Consider the following 17944-nt stretch of genomic DNA (forward strand, 5'->3'; position numbering starts at 1 on the left):
CCAGCGGCATGCGCCGTGGTGCCCATTGGCCTGAACTCAATTGGTGGCGTTGATCGACTTCGCCAACTCTTCCAGCTTCCGGGGATCGTTGCCGTGACGGCGCACCAGTTCGCGAGCCTGCCTGGACGGCAAATCGGTCGTGGCCGCCAGTTGTCGCACCTGCTGATCGTCAATGGCGACCTGCGGCAATGTATGGTCGATATTTCCTTGCTTGTCCTTCATCGCGCTTCTCCTTGATCCCTGTCGATGACAACGGCTCGAAAATCCGACCGGTTCCGAACGATCTGCAAACTTTTGGGCCGGCACCTGGGCGGACCAACATGCGCGTGCCCTGAGGGCGTAACGATCTCGATGGCTGGATTCTGCCAGGAACCATGCCACGGCGCACGAGTTGTTCCGACTGAACGGAGATAGTTAGATGCCACAGCCAAGACAGCCAGACCCAAATCGCGATGTGCCCGTGCCGCCTCCAACATGGAAGCCCCAGCCGATCGAGGAACCCGAACCGGAAAGGCTCCCGGACGAGACGCCGCTGCCCAATCCCGACGAGAATGAAGAGCCTCCCGTCCACGCATAGACGAAGGGGAGCTTCTTTATCGCGGGGCAAGTGCGCAACCTCGAGACAGAAAGCCCATCGCCTGCAGATCGGCAAAGTTGAATGGTTGCTTCGGCGCCTCAAGTCGTCGTCTGGATGATCAGGGTCAGCGTGCCATCGCCATCTATGTTTGCAGCGACAACCTGCGAGGAATTGAGCCCATTCGCCCTCAAAGCCGATGTCGCCTGAGGCGAAGCATCGACTGAGTTTTGCAGGCGAAGCAAATCTTCGGCGCTGGTTTGATTGAGCACGGCATCCGCCTGCGCCTTGATTTCGTCAGGCAAATCCTCGACGGCGATAATGGCAACGCCGGTGAAATTCAAATCAGCAGAGCCTGGATCTGGCAGCGCCAGCTCCGGTTGCACTTCGCCCTGCGGTGGCGTCACCTGGGGAGGCTGCGGTCCAACAGTTTGGGCGTAGACGGGCTGAATGATGACCGCCCCGGAAAGTGCGAGAGCTATCGTCAACATGCGCATGGTCGCTCCTTGCATCCTCGAGGAGATTTTGAAGAAACCCCCATGCTGAGCGATGGTTCCCGCGGGGCTGGTCCCGCCGGGCGATTTCGTCCCAACTCACCCCAGAGAGACGCCGAAAACCTTGGCCAGGGCGTCCGTCACACGGCTGTCTCCCAACCGGTTGGGCGGTTTCGTACGGAATCGTACCATCGATTGATCTGCACCTTGGACAGGATCAAAATCAAGCAGAGGTGACCATGGGAGGGAGCCGCATGAGCATCGCCAGATGGGCAATAAGACCTGTCGGTACCGCCAAGGCGTTTCTGGCAGAGGAGCTTCGAAGTGCGCGATACGGCGACATTGTTTCGGTCAAAGCGGCGATAGAGGCCGCTCGCAGGGACGCGCCTTATTTGCAGGACACAGACGATGAGTTGATGGAGACGATCGTCGAGCTGGCACGGGAACTGGGGCTGGCCGTCCTTTTTGACTCTCGCGATTGACCGATGAGCCATGGCTGGAGGACTCACCGGCGGTTGAAGCGATTTGGTACGAAATCGACAATTGGCTCATGGCCGAAAATGCGCAATCATTGGGAAATGGGACGACGGTTGGACGACAAACTCGATTGCAAGGCTTGTGGGACTATCCAAATGGACATTCCCGACAACGCGGAGGAATCGACGCCAATTCATTGCAGCAATTGCGGCGCCTTTCTCGGCGAGTGGGGCGAATTGCAGGACGATTTCTACCGTCAGGCTCGCGGTACCGAAGCATTCGACTTGCGCAACGGAACCATTATCAAGAAGTAGCGCGCAACAACGCGGCCTCCGAATAACATCGGTAAATCCACAGGGGTTGGCAGATCTAGCCGACGTCGATGACGACCATCAACCCGCCGCCGCCCTTCTCCTCGACATTGTTGTTCGTCGTGTGATGCGGGATGTGGCAGTGAATGAGCCACTTGCCGGGACGCAGCGCCTTCCACACGACGTCATAGCGCTGTCCCGGTCCGACATTGATGGTATCGGCCAGGAAGCGTGCCGAGGGAGAAAGCGTCTCACCGTCACGGGCGACGACCTCGAAGGGTCCGCCATGGATATGCATTGGATGGACGAAGCCGTTGTTGGTGCCGATGAAACGCACCTTCAGCGTCTCGCCCACCTTCATAGGAATGGTGTCGGTTGCGGGATAGGCCTTACCGTTGATGGTGAAGAAGTTCGGCATGCCGCCTTCCATTGGCATTGAGGGGTAGGTCAGCCCATCACGCACCAGCCATTCCTGAAGTTCGATGACATAGTCGTGGTCAGCCGGAACCTCGTCGGCAGGATTGGCGGGATCGATGATCAGCGCCCCATAAAGCCCCAGCGCCTGGGTGCGGTCCGGCTTGGCATGCGGATGATAGAAATAGGTCCCGTGCTGGGTCGCGGTGAATGCATAGGAATAGGATTGTCCAGGTTCGATCGGCGGCTGGGTGATCTCGGCAGGCCCATCCATCTGGTTCGGCAGAATCATGCCGTGCCAATGCACCGTGGTTTCTTCGGGCAGGTCGTTGGTGACGTCGATGCGAACCTTATCGCCCTGGCGAATGTGGATGCGCGGACCGGGAATCTGGCCATTGTAGGCATAGGCGTCGACCGCGACGTTGGGCAGGATCTGCCAGCGGACCACCGATGGTCTGAGCTCGAACACCTTGACGCCGTTCTCCAGGCGGAATGGCAGTTCCTGGTCGCCCTTGGCGGCAAGAGCATAGGACGAGGTAACGCGACGCGGATCGGTTGCAGCCATGTCACGCATGGCCTCCGCCGGCGTGTCGCGACCCATGATCATGCCTTGCGGCATGATCGCGCCGCCGACGTCACGCGCCGAAAGCGTCAGGTTCAGCCAGTTGGCCGGCGCGGCCATGCCGATCGCCAGCGCCAACACCGACACAATACCGAGGGCCGCAATCTGCGGCGTGGTAGCGTCCGTCTCCATCTGGTGGCCGCTGCGTTTGGACTTATGGGAGGTGTTGCGGCTTCGTCGGCCGTCGCCGGCGTTGGGGTGATGCATAGCATGCTGTTGGTGGGCGGTCGGCTCTCCACTGCTCGTTTCGTTCGCCTGCGGGCGCTGCGTCATCAATCCGTGCTTCAGCCCGCGCGCGACCAGCCAGACATTGGCCGGATAGGCGAGCGTGAAGCCAGCGATGACGCCGATCGACATCACGCCCCAGAACAAAAGCTCGTTCGGCTCCATGGCGCGCATGTCGCGCCCCATCATCAGAAAGCTCATGACGGGTGCCATGCCGGCCATCATGAAATTCATCGAGATGAACTCGGGCAGGAAGCTCTTGCGCACGTTCTCCCAGTAGGTGCCGCCCATCATCGATTTCATGAACAGCGATTGGAAGATGAACAGGCCGAAGGCAAAGCCCGCCAGATATTCGACGATGAGGTCGAGCCACATCGGCAAGCCAAGCGTTGCCGTGATGACTGCGGCGAGAATGATGCCGGTCGCATCGCCGGCAACGCAGTGGATGGTCGAACCGACCCCCTGTTTCCACAGCGGCCTGGTAAAGTCTTCATGCTCGCCCGGCCGTGGCTCCTTGTCTGCAAGCACATAAAGCAGCAGCCCCAATGGACCCATATAGAGGGTCACCAGGATGAAACCCCATTTCATCACCACCGGTTCGGGATTGTTGCGGTATTGATCGAAGCCGACATAAAGCGTCGAGGCGGCGGCAAGAGCGAACCAGACGGCAAGGAAATAGTCGATTGGCTGGATGAACATGGATGCATCCCGTCGCGGATCAGTGGCTTGTCACAAGCAGCCCCGTCGATGAACGCAGCCGGCGTGTTTATGATCCCGCCGGCCCAATCCGGTTGTGTCGAATTCTCCAGCCTGGCGCTCTTGTCGAAGCATTAACGCGCGGTAATTCCCTTGAAGGCGTGGGCGCTTCGCTGCCTCAACAGGAGCTGGCCATGAAACATCAAACACTCGACCAACTGCATGCCGTCGCCAAGATTGAATCGTCGGCTGCCTATTCCGCAATGACACGAAATCAGCGCGTAGAGCGCTGGGCTGAACTGCTGGAGCGTAGTCCCGAGCGATGCCTTGGGGCCTTTGCAGGCACTGAACATTTGCACCCTGAAGCACGTGCGATGATGCGGGGCGAGGGTACGGCAATTTCGGTTGCCTTCGAAGATCCAGTGCTGCGCGCATCGGGTTTGAAAGACGACACATATGGTGAGGCAAAGCGCTTTTTCGAGTTGAACGACTGGCAGTTGCACGACATCGTCTGCGATTGCCACGTCGGCTCAACCATGAAAGCGCGCTGGGCTGCGACGCGGGTCCGCTCAGCCATCAGCGGCAGGTTCTTTGCGTGGTTGCGGCAAAGGATAATGCGCTGACCGTAGTTGGGGATCGTCGTCGCTTCGGTGCGGCATACGATCCCCTGTCTTGCCGATTGGATGTCTTGCCGATTGGATGTCTTGCCAATCGGAGGTCTCGCCGATGCGGATCAACGCTTGTCCTGGTATAGCCGGTCGGTCGCTCGGTCGCTCTCCCTTCGTTCGGCGGGTCCACGCCGACGGCGTGCGATAACGGCATAGGCCATCAGCACGATCAGCAGCAATGGGCCGCCGGCAACGACGACCAACCACATGATATCTCCAAACATGGCGCCATCTCCTTTCCCAGACAACCGGCGAGGAGGAGAACCGTTCCGCGCAGCAGGCCACCTCGGTCGCCCCTGGTCATTAACTTACGAATTGCGCTCGTAGGTTCCGATGAGTTCAGCCTGCTCAAGCGAATGTTTCTGCGCCTCCCGCCAGATGCGCTCGATGCCCACGCTGGCTGGAATGGCAAGGCTCGGGATGTCGAGCGCGGCCAGCCGGAAATGGTAATGGTGAACGCCATGTCCGACCGGCGGCTCAGGGCCGTCGTAATAGGCGTTGCCAAAATCATTCGTTGCTTGCCTGAGGGCGCCCGGACCCGGCTTGCCGCTTTCGGCCTCGGGAAGTTCCCTTGTGTCCGGGGAGATGTTGAACACCGCCCAATGACCAAACGTTCCGCTCGGCGCGTCAGGATCCTGAACGACGAGAACAAGGCTCTTTGCTTCATCTGGCACTCCAGACCATTTCAGCGGCGGCGATACGTTTTTGCCGTCTCGTGTGTATCTTTCGGGAATTTGTCCGCCTTCGGCAAAGGCGGCACTGCTAAGGGCAAGTGGCATGGTTCACTCCTCCGGCGAAGTTGATCCCAGCGACGCGCAGGGCAGCTATTTGTTGGTCCGCATCTTTTGTCTTGGATCGATTCCGCCAGCGGCGGTCGTGTCGTTTTCGACGTCACCTTCGACCGTGTTCTCGCCTTCAAGCTCGAACTCTTCGCCTTCCTTGATCGTTCCCTTGGAAGTCCCGATACCAGGATTGTTCGCCAAGTCGGCATCGCTCGGTTTTTTCCATTTCGGATGTTTGGTTCCGGTCATGAGAAAACTCCTTCGACGGGGATTGCAGTTTTGAAATCGCAGAGCGGATAATTCGTTCCGGTTCCACGCCTCGGCTTCTTCATTGGTTCGCAGCGCGCCGGCTAAAGCCCGAATGGATAGGTGTCGGGAACGCCGGTTCTTGCATGCTCCGGGCCAAGCGGCGTCACTGCCGCGGTTTTGTCGAACCATAGGAACGCGTCGAACTGCCGGGGCAGGGAAGCGTCCGCATAGTGGCTGCCCAGCTCGGTTTCCGGCCGGTAGATCACGCCGATAAATCGCTCCAGCCTGCGTTCCAGCAACCGCTCACGCAGCGTTGTGTCGCGCCCGAGGTCGAGCAGGAACCGCGACACAAGGGAATCGTGGCAAAGCCGTTCGTAACTGTCGGCGTGCGACGCGCGAATTTGCTTCACCTCCATTTTGCCATCCCAGTCGCTGGCGGCCGCCACAGTGCCGGAATGCGTGCCCATACCGATCAGCACTGCTTCATCCCCGAAACGCTGCCGGCAGAGCTGGCCGATGTTCAGTTCGTCCCTGACGACACCCATCTCGGTAAAGCGGGCATCGCCGATATGGGAATTGTGCGCCCACACCACCGCCTTGGCCTTGGGGCCGCCGGCATGCAGCACATGTTCCAAGGTCTCGAACATATGCGTGTCGCGCAGGTTCCAGGACTCCGCGCCGCCATAGTACATGATCCGATAATAGTGTTCGGCGGACGCGATCAGCCGGGCATTCTGACTGGCGTCGAGAAAGTCGGTGCCGTCCCGTTTTGCATATTCGAGCTGTTTGGCGAGCAAGTCCCGGCATTGTTCCAGCACCGCTTTCTCGCATTTTTGATAGCCGGCGGTGAGCACCGCACGGCCGTAGGTAGACGGTTCGTGTTGCCAGGGCGTCAGGCAGCCATAGCGTTCGCGCGCGATCCTGGCTGCCTGGGGATCGATCCGGTCGAGATAGTCGAGGACCGCGCCGATGGAACCGCTCATATTGTAGATGTCGAGGCCGTAGAACCCTGCTTGCTCTGAAGGCTCTAGCTTCTCGTTGTGACGGCGCATCCAGTCGGTGAAGGCCGCGACATCGGTGTTGCGCCACATCCACGTCGGAAATCGCTGGAATGGCGCGCCGGCACCGGTTCGCGGCCGACGACGGCGAACATAGCGGTCGATCGCCGCCGCGTCGGGCCAGTCCGCCTCGACCGCGACGATGGTGAAGCCGTGGCGTTCGATGAGCCCGCGGGTGATTGCCGCGCGCGCCCTGTAGAATTCGGACGTGCCATGGCTTGCCTCGCCAAGCAGAACAATGCGCCGGTCGGCGAACCGATCGAACAATGCGCCGAAGGCCGGATCATCGAAATCGGGCAGGGGTTCGGCCGCGGCGGCGATCATGTCAGGCAGGCTGATCGGATGCGGATGTCGAAGCGGACGACCGAGCTTGGTGACCGTGCCGCTTTCCGACCAACCCTGCTCGCCGATCAGAGGGACGAAGCGCACGCCGCCGAAATCCTCCTCGCTGTAGGTTGCGGCACCTGTCCGGGTGACTTTGAGCAGACGTTGCAAATCGGGGTCGTCGCCGACCGGAATGACGAGCCTGCCGCCGACATCGAGTTGCTCCTGAAGGGCGAGCGGTGCGCCGGGACCGCTGGCTGTCACCACGATGGCATCGAACGGCGCCGCCTGCGGCCAGCCCTTGGTGCCATCGCCTGTCCGAACCTCGATGTTTTGGTAGCCGAGTTTTTCAAACCGCCGCTTCGCGGTTTCGGCCAAACCGGGATGACGCTCTATCGTGTAGACCTGTTCGACGATCCGGCTCATCACCGCGGCCGCGTACCCCGAGCCGGTGCCAATTTCGAGCACATGGTCACCCGGTTTGACATCCGCCATCTCGATCATGAACGCGACGATGTAGGGTTGCGATATGGTCTGGCCGTCGGCGATCGGCAGCGGCGTGTCTTCATAAGCAAATTCCTCGAAGCCGGGTTCGACGAAGGCCTCGCGTGGAACTTCGCGCATAGCCTGCAGAATCTCACGGTCATGGATGCCGCGCCGGCCGACATGGATTTTGACCATTCGATCACGGGCACGAGGAAGATCGAGCATCTTTTAGCTCCCCTTTGGTGCAACGCTTCGAGGCGATCCTTCGCGGTACCTGCCTTGAGCCTGCCTTCGCGATTCCAGTTTCTAACCGCCAGAAGACTTCAAGGTTCCCGACTATCTGCGGACAGAGCCGTGTGCCCGCCGGGATAGCGTCCGGTCTCTTGGCTGCGCGGGTCGCGACGCCGCCCCGGACGGCGGCAGTCGGGGGTTGCTCAAGCGCAAAGATGCCCCAGTTATCACCAGCGAACCGAAGCTGGAGATGTCGATGAACGACAAGGCAGCCGCGACGCCGCAGGCTATCGGCCACGAACGGATCGACCTCTTGGACCGTTACTGGCGCGCCGCGAATTATATCTCGGTCGGCCAGATCTACCTGCTCGACAATCCGCTGTTGCGCGAACCGTTGAAGGCCGAACATGTCAAGCCGCGGCTGCTTGGACATTGGGGCACGACGCCGGGGCTGAATTTTCTCTACCTGCATATGAACCGCGTTATCCGCGAAAGCGACCTTGATGTTCTGTTTATCTGCGGCCCGGGCCATGGCGGTCCCGCAATGGTTGCCAACACCTGGCTCGAGGGCACCTATAGCGAGATCTATCCCGATATCGGGCAGGGCGAAGACGGCCTCAGGAAACTGTTCCGGCAGTTTTCCTTCCCCGGCGGCGTGCCAAGCCATGCCGCGCCCGAGACGCCCGGCTCAATCCATGAGGGCGGTGAACTGGGATATGCCTTGGTCCATGCCTTCGGTGCGGCCTTCGACAATCCGGACCTGGTGGTTGCCTGCGTCGTTGGTGACGGCGAAGCCGAGACCGGTCCGCTCGCGGCGGCGTGGCATTCCAACAAGTTCCTGAACCCGATGTCGGACGGCGCCGTCCTGCCGATCCTGCATCTCAACGGCTACAAGATCGCCAGCCCAACGATCCTCGGCCGCATGGACGACCAGGAATTGCGAAAGCTTTTCGCCGGCTATGGCTACGAACCGTTCTTCGTCGAAGGCCACGAGCCGCTTTCCATGCACCAGTCGATGGCCGCGACGCTCGACACGGTGCTCGATCGCATCCGGTCCATTCAGGAGCAGGCACGGGCTCCGGGATGGCATGGTCAACGCCCGCAATGGCCGATGATCGTGCTGCGCAGCCCCAAGGGGTGGACAGGTCCCAAGGAGGTCGATGGCGAGAAGGTTGAGGGTTTCTGGCGCTCGCATCAAGTGCCGGTGTCGAACGCACGCGGAAATGAGGACCACCGCACGATCCTCGAAAACTGGATGCGAAGCTACAAACCGGAAGAGCTGTTCGATGAAAGCGGACACCTGTTGCCAGAGCTAGCGGCACTTGCCCCAACAGGGACAAAGCGCATGGGTGCAAGCCCGTACGCGAATGGCGGACTGCTGAAGCGCGATCTTGTGCTTCCAGACTGGAAAAGCCTGGGGCTGGAAGTGCCGCGTCCAGGTGGCGTTATCGCTGAAGCGACGCGGATTTGCGGAAGCTATCTTCGCGAGGTGTTCCGCCTCAATGCCGAGGCGCGGAATTTTCGCCTGATGGGGCCGGACGAGACGTCATCCAACCGCCTCGATGAGGTGTTCGAAGTTACCGATCGGACCTGGATGCAGCGCATCGAACCCTACGACGTCCATCTTTCCCGTGACGGACGTGTCATGGAAGTGCTCAGTGAGCATCTTTGCCAAGGGTGGCTCGAAGGCTATCTGCTCACCGGCCGGCACGGCCTGTTCTCCTGCTATGAAGCCTTCATCCACATTGTCGATTCGATGGTCAACCAGCATGCCAAATGGCTGAAGACCTCCGGCGAGCTTGCCTGGCGCAAGCCGATCGCCTCGCTCAATTACCTTTTGACCTCCCATGTCTGGCGGCAGGACCACAATGGTTTCAGCCATCAGGATCCGGGCTTTGCCGATCTGGTCGCCAACAAGAAGGCCGATACGGTAAGGCTCTATTTTCCGCCGGACGCCAACACCCTGCTGTGGATCACCGATCATTGCCTGAGAACCTATAACCGCATCAATGTCATTACCGCCGGCAAGCAGCCGGCACCGCAATGGCTGTCCATTGAAGAAGCCGAAGCGCATTGCAAGGCGGGGGCGGGCATCTGGGAATGGGCCGGTACGGTTGCTCAGGGCGAGGAGCCCGATGTGGTCATGGCCTGCGCCGGCGATGTGCCGACGCTAGAGACACTTGCTGCGACCGACATTCTGCGCTCCGCAATCCCCGACCTGAAAATCCGCGTCGTCAATGTTGTCGACCTGATGACGCTGCAGTCGAACACGGAGCACCCGCACGGCCTTGCCGATGGAGACTTCGACGCGTTGTTCACGAAGACACGGCCTGTCATCTTCGCCTATCACGGCTATCCCTATCTCATTCATCGCCTGACCTACCGTCGCGCCAACCATGACAACATGCATGTGCATGGCTTCCGCGAGGAGGGCACCACGACGACGCCGTTCGACATGGTGGTGCTCAATGAACTCGATCGCTACCACCTCGCGCTCGCCGCCATCGAACGCGTGCCGGGACTGGCCGAAAGGGCCGAAGGGCTTGCGGGCGAACTCCACGACCGGCTGGTGAAGCACAGGGCCTATGTCCGCGAGCACGGCGAAGACATGCCCGAAATCCAGGAATGGAGCTGGCCCGGCAAAAGCGCGGCAAAGGCGCGCCGATGACCCGCCGGTCGATCCTGGCGCTGAATGCCGGTTCGTCCAGCATAAAGTTCGCGCTTTACGATATTGCCTCGTCGCAGGATCTGCAGCTCGTTTCACGCGGCACGTTGGACTTGGGCGACACACCCACACTCCGCGCAAAAGCGGCCAACGGAACGGTGCAGTGCGAGCGGCAGCTCGCCGCCGACAAGCCGCGTGATGCGGCCATAGGCGAGATGCTGAATTGGGTGCAGAGCGAAATTGGCGAAAGAAACCTGCTCTGCGCCGGCCATCGCGTCGTGCATGGCGGAAGCGAATTCATCGAACCTGTCCGTCTGACCCCAGACATCATCGACGCCATCGACAGGTTGACGCCGCTTGCTCCGCTGCATCAGCCTCGCAGTCTCGCGCCGGTCCGCGCGATAGCTACCTTGCAACCGGACTTGCCACAGGTTGGCTGTTTCGACACCGCTTTCCACCAGACGATCGATCCGCTCGTGCGGCGCTTCGCCCTTCCGCGCCAGTATGAAGGGCAAGGCTTGCGCCGCTACGGGTTTCACGGTCTCTCCTATGAATACATCGCCGGGCGACTCAGCGGGATATCGCCAACTCTTGCGACGAAACGCACCATCGTCGCCCATCTCGGCAATGGTGCCAGCCTTTGCGCTTTGCAGCAGGGCAAGAGCATCGATACGACGATGGGGTTTTCGGCGCTGGATGGCCTCGTCATGGGCACGCGGTGCGGCGCCATCGATCCCGGCGTGCTGTTGTACTTCCTGCTGGAAAGAGGCATCGCGGCTGAGGAACTGCAGACAATCCTCTACGAGAAGTCGGGACTGCTCGGCGTATCCGGTATTTCGGGCGACATGAGGACGCTGGAAGCGAGCAATGATCCTCGCGCTCATGAGGCGATGGCGCTTTTCGCCTTTCGCGCCGCGAGAGAGGCCGCGGCGCTTGCAAACACGATGGGTGGTCTTGAATGCCTCGTGTTCACCGCCGGCATCGGCGAACGGTCCGCGTCTATCCGCAACGCCATATGCGAAAAATTGACCTGGCTTGGCGTGGTGCTTGAAGAACACGCCAACGACACCCACGCCGAAATCATCAGTCGGTCGGAGAGCAAGGTGGAGGTGCGCGTGATTGCGACCGATGAGGAAAGTGTCGTTGCACGTCACAGCCGCAAGGTGATGCAAGCCTGAAGGCTCGCCATCGGCATCTGAAGTCGGCTGTCGGTTCGGCCCGACAAAAGCGCGGGCAAGGGTATTCCCTGTACGAAAATTACCAAGCGAGCGGTCGGGGGAACCAACTGCCCATGGAAATATTGTGCGAGCAATCCCGGCTAACCCCGAGACCGTCGGCACGATGATCAGGCCGACAGCCTTACTTCAGGCTTTGGCTGAGGAATCCATGTTTACGGACGACGTTGCGGTGAGGCGCCTGAAAATCCTGGTCGAGCAATATGTCGAGACACGCAAGAAGCGCCACGATGTGATCTCTACAGCCAACGCCGGAACCGCAATCCGAGAGGTGATGCCAAGTTGCCCGCTTTCGGGAAAGGCCTTCGATGATCTGATTGCGGCCTGCGCCATAGAGCATGGCCTCGCCGTGCTCTTCGACAATCCGGGTATATCAGGCACTGAAATCTGAGGCTGGCGCTTCCGAGGCCACCATCGCGATGAGCAGGAGTTCAGTCGGCATGTCCAGATACTTTTTCGACCTTCGAGATGAGAGCGGAAGCTTGCAGGAGGATCCGGAGGGCCAGGAATTTCCTGATCTCGCGAGCGCCGAGGAAAACGCGATGGCGTCGGCGAAGGAAATCCTCGCCGAAGAGCTGCTGCATGGCAAGCCGCTGCGTACCGGATTGGCCTTCGAGATTTTTGACGAGAACCGCAACCTGGTGCTGCGCTTCCCCTTTGCGCTCGCGGCCGAAAAGGCCGGGGCACCCCCTTAATACCGAATTGCCTGGCGGCCGATCGCTTGCAGGGTCATACAGGTCGGGCGTCAATGCGGATCCTATCCTTCCGCCTTGAAGTTTCTGGCTTCTTTCTCGACCTTGGGGCTGTCCTTGCCATGCTTTCGCATGAGCTCCTTGGCCTGCTTGGGTGAGACGTCGGTGGTCTCTGCCAAGCGCAGCGCCTTCTTGTCCTTGCTTTCGGTCTTCTGCTTCTTGGCCGTCATGGCTCTTGAACTCCCTTGAAGCCCTGTTCCGATCGATCTTTGCCGGTGCCAACGCCCGACCATATCCAGATGAACTGTCGTTGCCTGGTTTGCTTCGACGAGACGTCAACGAGACGATGCCGGTCAGGTTCCGTGCATCGCCTGCTCATGGCTGAACTTGTCACGCCACGCGGCGGTATCGATGGCGATCTCGGATGAATTCATTGAAGAAGCGGCCTTTTGAGGAGGCTTTGGTGAAAGCGGCATAAGTTGCCGGCGCAACACCCTCATAATCGTAACGTCTGCCGCTCGGCACAAACCAGACCGAGAGGATCTTGGTGGCGGGATCGTATTGTGTGTTTTGGATCACGGTCGATGGCATGGTGGCACCCGACGGGTCTGCCCGAATAACCCGCTAGCGGTAGTCAGGTTCCGCCGATGCCCTCGCGGCTCGCACCGCGACTACCGGTCGCGCGGGTTGCCGAACGTCGGGTCGCGCTTCCTCGAATATCGGTCGATGCGTGGCAGGCTGTCATCAAACTCGATGCACGGTAGCCTCAGGTCCCAATAGGCATGGGCTTGCGGCCGAAAACCTTCAGGTTTGTCGAGGAAGCCGATGGTCACATAGAACTCGTCCGGCAGGCCTTCGTCGCTATAGCCTATCGAGCTTCCACAGTCTGGGCAGAACGTGCGGGTGACGCCTGGCGTTTTGGAAAAGGCCTTCGGAGTTCCCCTAAGAAGCTGAAATTGCTTCGGCCGGTAACCGACCCAGATCGTCAGCGGACTTCCGATGGCCCGGCGACAATCGTCGTCGTGATCGTAGCATATCCAGAAAGGCTCTCCATCCACGGCTGCCGCGATCCGTCCGCAGAAGCAGGCTCCGGTCTCGCGCCGCATCGTCTGTCCATCCTGTCGCGCCCAAGGGACGTTCAGAGAGCGGCCGAACGGCCGCTCCCATTCAAGGTGAAGTCGCTGAAATCATGCATCGTGATGCTCGGGCATGCTCTTGAGCTGATCCTTGGTCCAGTTCGTCACCGCGTGAACGTCGCCGTCTTCATCGCGCATGAATTCCAACTGGCTCGCGGGAACGGCCACTGGCTTGGCGCCTATGCCGAGGAAGCCGCCGACATCGATGACGACCTGACTGGCGGCTCCAGAGCCGTGGACATGCGAAACGCTGCCGACCTTGTTGTCGTCCGCGTCGTAAATCGTGGCGTCTTCGAGAATGTCTGGCGTCAGTTCGGTGCTTGTGAGGCGTACGTGGTTGGTGTGATCCATCGTTCGAGACTCCTGTTGGGTGGAATATCTGAACCTCTCAGCCGAGCAATCGTTCCGAACAATTTCGGGGGCGACGGACGGACGACGCAAGGATGCAAGAACCCTCAAAATCAGCCTCGGCCCGAATTGACTCGCAAAGCTCCGTACGGAAGCGTACAAAGGAAAATCGTCAGCAGCACAGTTGGGCGCTGACGCTTGGGAGTGACCATCGCTCTTGCCCATCACGAGGCATGGCCTTGCATGGCGAGGAGCCCGAGCACCCCGGTCTGCCACTGGACGCGATAACCGCGCTGGCGCGGGATACAGGCGCCATTGAACAGCAGATACGTGAAATCATATCGCTCCTCGGGTTCGATCGCGCCTCTATCCTGCGGGAGGCTCGTTTGCTGGCGAAAGATGGTCAGCCAGCAAGGCCTTCGAGTCTTCAGCAGTAACTGTCGGTTTCATACCAACACGCCGGCCCGTCTAGTGCTGCGCGAGACGAGGTCTATGGTTCGTTACCGTCCGCTCGTTAGACGGGCGCGGCCGGCTAAGAGATCCCAGTGCTCTTGCCCAAGGGAAAAGAGTCTCGTGGATTACCAGATACTGCAAGCCAAGAGCGAATTGCTTCGCCGCATGAGCGCGGACGACTTCGCGCGGTTAAGGCCGCATCTGGCGAGCGTTTTCCTGGACTTGCGCGCGCCACTGGAGACTGCGGGGCAGAAGATCGAAGCCGTCTATTTTCTGGAAAGCGGACTGGCATCGGTGGTGGCCAGGACTTCGGCGGCGACCGAAGCGGAAGTCGGAATCATCGGGTTCGAAGGAATGACCGGTTCGGCCCTGATCATGGGGGACGACCAGGCGAACTTTGATTGCTACGTCCAGTCGACATGCGAGGCCCTCCGGGTAGAGGCTGCCCCATTCGTCGAAGCCCTGGAGAACAGCCCTACGTTGCGGTCGTTCCTGTTGCGCTATGTCCAATATTTCCACGTTCAGACAAGCTACACGGCATCGATCAACGCACGGCAGAGCCTGGAAGTCCGGCTGGCGAGATGGCTTTTGATGTGCAGCGACCGCACTGTCGGAGACAGGCTTATGATAACCCATGAATTTCTGTCCATCATGCTTGGTGTCAGGCGTCCGGGGGTTACCGTGGGTCTGCAGATGATCGAGAGTTATGGTTATATCCGAGCGCGCCGCGGAGAGATCACGATCCGCGATCGAGACGGTCTCGTGACGTTGGCGCGAGGCTCTTACGGTCCACCTGAAACCCAGTACCGCCGGCTGATCGGAGATTTGGGCTCGAAGCATGCCGCGAGGCAGGAGCGGCCTCTCGCTTGAGCGCCGGGGCCAACAGAGGCTTCTCCGCCACTGAACCGCCAGGAAGACATTTCGAGTGGCCGACGCGATGATGCCGGTGAGACACCGTTGCCCAAACCCGCGCCGGCCACTGCGGCATGTTTTGGGGATGCCGCGTTGCCAATTTAGTTGCTGACAAGCAACTGGCAACGAGGGCTCACGGTTTGGTAAGAACCGTACGTACATACACGCAACCTCCCTCGATCGCATTCAAGGCCTGCCTGCGGAATCCTAGGTTGAATACAGCACCCGATAACTCCGAATTGACAGGCTTTGTCCGGTCGGCGCGGTGATGTCCGCGGGTAGGGTGCAGATTTGCTGGCCAGGTTCCGATATTGCCAGGCGGGCTGGCCTTCACCATCTAGCTGGGATGTCGACACCCACATCGAAAACACCCGGCTCATCCAGGCTTCAGCACGATCTCTTTGGTGCTGCCGACGACCTGCCGGACGGTTTCCTCTACCAGCCCGAGTTGATCGCGGCGCAAGAAGAAGCGGAACTCGCCCGGCGCCTCGAAGGCCTGCCTTTCGAGGCGTTCGATTTCCATGGCCATCTGGCAAACCGGCGCGTGGTCGGTTTTGGCCTGCGCTACGACTACGACAGGCGTCAGGTCGTCGAGGCGCCGCCGATCCCTGACTTCCTACTGGCCCTGCGCGACAAGATCGCGGTGCTGGCAGGCAGGCCCGCCGACGCCTTCGCGCAAGTGTTGATCAATGAATACCGGCCTGGCGCCGGCATTGGCTGGCATCGAGACAAGCCTCATTTCGAAGACGTTGCGGGTGTTTCGTTGCTGGCGCCTTGCAGTTTTCGGCTCCGGCGGAAGAATGGCACCAAGTGGGATCGCCGCACCATCGTCGTCGAACCAAGGTCGGCGTATCTCATGACCGGAGCATCGCGCACGGAATGGGAGCATAGCATTCCGCCAGTTGACCTGCATCGATACTCGATCACCTTGCGGACATTGCGCGCCAACTCCGCATGAGCATCGCGCGCCGAGCCGTTCTGAGGCATCGCCAGCGCCATCACGAGTTCTTGAACGCAAACGGTTCCGGGAACCTCCCAACCACAAGTTGGTTTGGAGGACAGGTACAGCTTCAAAGGTGGAGAATGCCCATGGCCCGTGCCCGCTCAGTGTTGGTGGCCGCCAGGCGTCCGTTCCATAAAACGCCGATGGCAGTCGCAAATGCATGTTTCGTCGGCACATTGCTGACCGACGTTGCCTATTGGCGAGGCGCTGAAATGATGTGGGCCGTTTTTCCGCCTGGCTGCTGCTTGCTGGCCTGGTTGTGGGCGTGCTCGCGGTTCTTGCAGCACTGGTGGATTTGTTTACCGGCCGGCTTTCCGGTGAAGCCGGGCGTGTATGGCCATATCTCCTCGGCAGCCTCGTCGTGCTCGTCGTGTCTCTCTTCAACGCACTGGTGCACAGCCGTGATGCCTGGACCTCGGTCGTGCCGACGGGGCTCATCCTGTCCGCCGTCGCCGTGATCGTTATTCTCTTGGTGGGCCTGCTGGGATGGAGTTCCGGCCGCACTCAGGTGGAGGTGGTCGAATGAATGTCTCGGCCAGGCATATCAGGCGTATCGCGAGCCTCGGTCTGCTGTGTGGATCAATTTTGGCGCTGCCGCATGCAGCGATAACGAACCGGATCCCACCGATCAGGTCGGAGCGAACCCGACGCTGCCTGAACCGATCCAGTATCTGGTGCCGCCGATGCATGTCGCGTCCGTCATCGGTTGGAAACAGGAGGAAAGGCCGACGGTCGCCAAGGGTTTGCAAATCCAGGCCTTCGCCAAGGGCTTAAAGCATCCGCGCTCGCTTTACAAATTGCCGAATGGTGACGTTCTGGTGGTCGAGTCCGTGGCGCCGCCCGGTGCGGCGATCAAGCGGCCGAAAGACCTGGTCATGGGCTGAATCGAGTCCATGGCGACGTCAGGCGGCGGCACCGAAGGAAGCAACCGTATCACCCTGCTGCGCGATACCAACGGCGATGGTGTGCCCGATGTCCAGGAGGTCTTCCTCGATCATCTCAATTCGCCCTTTGGCGTGGCCCTGGTCGGCAACGATCTCTACGTCGCCAACACCGACGCCATTGTGCGTTACCCCTACATGTCGGGCGACACCAAGATCACCGCCCCGGGCACAGTGCTGACGCCGTTGCCCGGCGGGCCCATCGATCATCACTGGACAAAGTCTCTCGTGGTCAGCCCCGACGGGTCTCTGCTTTATGTCGGCATCGGATCCAACAGCAACATCACCGAGAACGGCATCCAGGCAGAAAAGGACCGGGCCGCGATATGGGAAGTCGACAGGGCCACTGGCCGATATCGTATTTTCGCGAGCGGCCTGCGCAATCCCAACGGGCTGGGCTGGGAACCGCAGAGCGGCGCGCTGTGGGCTGTGATCAACGAGCGCGACGAGCTCGGGCCTAACCTGGTTCCCGACTATATGACCTCGGTCAAGGACGGCGCGTTCTATGGTTGGCCGTACAGCTACTATGGTCAGCATGTCGACCCGCGCGTGATGCCGCAGCGGCCGGACCTTGTCGCCAAGGCGATCCCTCCCGACTATGCCTTGAGTTCCCACGTCGCACCGCTGGGCTTAGCGTTCTACACTGGAACCAACCTGCCGGACCCGTATCGCAATGGCGCCTTTGTTGGCGAGCATGGCAGCTGGAACCGCAAGACCTTCAACGGTTACAAGGTCGTGTTCGTGCCGTTCAAGGACGGTCATCCAGATGGCAAGCCGCAGGATGTCGTCACCGGTTTCCTCGATAAGGACAACAAGGCACACGGGCGGCCCGTCGGCGTTGCCGTCGACAAATCGGGCGCGTTGCTGATCGCCGACGATGTCGGAAACACGGTCTGGCGCGTAACTTCCGCGAGTCAGTAGGCACCTGCATAAACGCGGATCGCTTCA

The 17944-nt window shown here is 60.3% G+C and carries 20 protein-coding genes and 2 pseudogenes; 11 read left to right on the forward strand and 11 right to left on the reverse strand.

Features of this window, described 5'->3' with window-relative positions; translation table 11 throughout:
• Window positions 1–36: 36 nt before the first annotated feature.
• Both NKI21_RS13785 and NKI21_RS13790 read right to left on the reverse strand, forming a co-directional pair.
• Window positions 37–222 carry a hypothetical protein gene (locus tag NKI21_RS13785; RefSeq protein ID WP_023812005.1) on the reverse strand — a complete coding sequence of 62 codons (186 nt, stop codon included), beginning with the start codon at window positions 220–222 and terminating at the stop codon, window positions 37–39.
• 453 nt (window positions 223–675) lie between these two features.
• Window positions 676–1071 (reverse strand): hypothetical protein, encoded by a 396-nt coding sequence (locus tag NKI21_RS13790; protein WP_352865957.1) that lies wholly within the window; start codon window positions 1069–1071, stop codon window positions 676–678.
• A 251-nt stretch (window positions 1072–1322) separates the two neighbouring features.
• Here NKI21_RS13790 and NKI21_RS13795 point away from each other — a divergent pair, with 251 nt between their 5' ends.
• Together NKI21_RS13795 and NKI21_RS13800 are read left to right on the forward strand one after the other, a co-directional pair.
• Window positions 1323–1550 (forward strand): hypothetical protein, encoded by a 228-nt coding sequence (locus tag NKI21_RS13795; RefSeq protein ID WP_023812003.1) that lies wholly within the window; start codon window positions 1323–1325, stop codon window positions 1548–1550.
• 150 nt (window positions 1551–1700) lie between these two features.
• On the forward strand, window positions 1701–1859 hold the full coding sequence (locus tag NKI21_RS13800; RefSeq protein WP_023812002.1) for a hypothetical protein: 159 nt from the start codon (window positions 1701–1703) through the stop codon (window positions 1857–1859).
• A 55-nt stretch (window positions 1860–1914) separates the two neighbouring features.
• On the opposite strand, the gene NKI21_RS13805 is transcribed toward NKI21_RS13800, so the two are convergent.
• Entirely contained in the window at window positions 1915–3816 is a 1902-nt protein-coding gene (locus NKI21_RS13805; protein WP_023812001.1) for a multicopper oxidase domain-containing protein, read from the reverse strand.
• A gap of 191 nt (window positions 3817–4007) precedes the next feature.
• Here NKI21_RS13805 and NKI21_RS13810 point away from each other — a divergent pair, with 191 nt between their 5' ends.
• Window positions 4008–4436: a hypothetical protein gene (locus tag NKI21_RS13810; protein ID WP_128304515.1), complete on the forward strand. Its 429-nt coding sequence runs from the start codon at window positions 4008–4010 to the stop codon at window positions 4434–4436.
• Between the two features lie 110 nt (window positions 4437–4546).
• On the opposite strand, the gene NKI21_RS13815 is transcribed toward NKI21_RS13810, so the two are convergent.
• The 4 genes from NKI21_RS13815 to NKI21_RS13830 all read right to left on the reverse strand — a co-directional run bounded on the left by NKI21_RS13815 (window position 4547) and on the right by NKI21_RS13830 (window position 7605).
• The gene (locus NKI21_RS13815) at window positions 4547–4705 is read right to left on the reverse strand and encodes a hypothetical protein (RefSeq protein ID WP_128304463.1); all 159 of its coding nucleotides are present in this window, start codon (window positions 4703–4705) and stop codon (window positions 4547–4549) included.
• An 84-nt stretch (window positions 4706–4789) separates the two neighbouring features.
• The gene (locus tag NKI21_RS13820) at window positions 4790–5260 is read right to left on the reverse strand and encodes a YbhB/YbcL family Raf kinase inhibitor-like protein (RefSeq protein ID WP_128304464.1); all 471 of its coding nucleotides are present in this window, start codon (window positions 5258–5260) and stop codon (window positions 4790–4792) included.
• 45 nt (window positions 5261–5305) lie between these two features.
• Window positions 5306–5512: a hypothetical protein gene (locus NKI21_RS13825; RefSeq protein ID WP_013531530.1), complete on the reverse strand. Its 207-nt coding sequence runs from the start codon at window positions 5510–5512 to the stop codon at window positions 5306–5308.
• 101 nt (window positions 5513–5613) lie between these two features.
• Window positions 5614–7605, reverse strand: a complete 1992-nt coding sequence (locus NKI21_RS13830; protein ID WP_352865961.1) for a protein-L-isoaspartate(D-aspartate) O-methyltransferase — start codon at window positions 7603–7605, stop codon at window positions 5614–5616.
• A gap of 262 nt (window positions 7606–7867) precedes the next feature.
• On the opposite strand from NKI21_RS13830, the gene NKI21_RS13835 reads away from it, so the two are divergent.
• The 4 genes from NKI21_RS13835 to NKI21_RS13850 all read left to right on the forward strand — a co-directional run bounded on the left by NKI21_RS13835 (window position 7868) and on the right by NKI21_RS13850 (window position 12206).
• Window positions 7868–10279 (forward strand): phosphoketolase family protein, encoded by a 2412-nt coding sequence (locus NKI21_RS13835; protein ID WP_023811996.1) that lies wholly within the window; start codon window positions 7868–7870, stop codon window positions 10277–10279.
• Window positions 10276–11454 carry an acetate/propionate family kinase gene (locus NKI21_RS13840; RefSeq protein WP_352865964.1) on the forward strand — a complete coding sequence of 393 codons (1179 nt, stop codon included), beginning with the start codon at window positions 10276–10278 and terminating at the stop codon, window positions 11452–11454. Before NKI21_RS13835 ends, NKI21_RS13840 begins: the two co-directional genes overlap by 4 nt.
• 208 nt (window positions 11455–11662) lie before the next feature.
• Window positions 11663–11902 (forward strand): hypothetical protein, encoded by a 240-nt coding sequence (locus tag NKI21_RS13845; RefSeq protein WP_031213489.1) that lies wholly within the window; start codon window positions 11663–11665, stop codon window positions 11900–11902.
• Window positions 11903–11951: 49 nt separating this feature from the next.
• Window positions 11952–12206 (forward strand): DUF6894 family protein, encoded by a 255-nt coding sequence (locus NKI21_RS13850; RefSeq protein WP_023811993.1) that lies wholly within the window; start codon window positions 11952–11954, stop codon window positions 12204–12206.
• A gap of 62 nt (window positions 12207–12268) precedes the next feature.
• Here the strand turns inward: NKI21_RS13850 and NKI21_RS13855 are convergent, their stop codons facing one another.
• From NKI21_RS13855 to NKI21_RS13870, 4 genes are all read right to left on the reverse strand, one after another.
• Entirely contained in the window at window positions 12269–12433 is a 165-nt protein-coding gene (locus NKI21_RS13855; protein WP_023811992.1) for a hypothetical protein, read from the reverse strand.
• 160 nt (window positions 12434–12593) lie between these two features.
• Complete coding sequence (locus NKI21_RS13860; RefSeq protein WP_023811991.1) at window positions 12594–12794, reverse strand: KTSC domain-containing protein; 201 nt, start codon at window positions 12792–12794, stop codon at window positions 12594–12596.
• A gap of 80 nt (window positions 12795–12874) precedes the next feature.
• On the reverse strand, window positions 12875–13309 hold the full coding sequence (locus NKI21_RS13865; RefSeq protein ID WP_352751030.1) for a GFA family protein: 435 nt from the start codon (window positions 13307–13309) through the stop codon (window positions 12875–12877).
• A gap of 81 nt (window positions 13310–13390) precedes the next feature.
• Complete coding sequence (locus NKI21_RS13870) at window positions 13391–13690, reverse strand: PRC-barrel domain-containing protein (RefSeq protein ID WP_013531539.1); 300 nt, start codon at window positions 13688–13690, stop codon at window positions 13391–13393.
• Between the two features lie 570 nt (window positions 13691–14260).
• Here NKI21_RS13870 and NKI21_RS13875 point away from each other — a divergent pair.
• The 4 genes and pseudogenes from NKI21_RS13875 (at window position 14261) to NKI21_RS13890 (ending at window position 17917) form a co-directional block, all read left to right on the forward strand.
• Window positions 14261–15010 (forward strand): Crp/Fnr family transcriptional regulator, encoded by a 750-nt coding sequence (locus NKI21_RS13875; protein WP_352630661.1) that lies wholly within the window; start codon window positions 14261–14263, stop codon window positions 15008–15010.
• Window positions 15011–15398: 388 nt separating this feature from the next.
• Window positions 15399–16010 (forward strand): alpha-ketoglutarate-dependent dioxygenase AlkB, encoded by a 612-nt coding sequence (locus NKI21_RS13880; RefSeq protein WP_352865968.1) that lies wholly within the window; start codon window positions 15399–15401, stop codon window positions 16008–16010.
• Between the two features lie 131 nt (window positions 16011–16141).
• A pseudogene (locus NKI21_RS13885) lies at window positions 16142–16581 on the forward strand (DUF2231 domain-containing protein).
• Window positions 16578–17917, forward strand: a pseudogene (locus NKI21_RS13890) (PQQ-dependent sugar dehydrogenase). Before NKI21_RS13885 ends, NKI21_RS13890 begins: the two co-directional pseudogenes overlap by 4 nt.
• The last annotated feature ends 27 nt before the right edge of the window (window positions 17918–17944 follow it).

Origin of the sequence: Mesorhizobium sp. M0715 (assembly GCF_040320355.1) — a bacterium.
Taxonomy (GTDB): Bacteria; Pseudomonadota; Alphaproteobacteria; order Rhizobiales; family Rhizobiaceae; genus Mesorhizobium.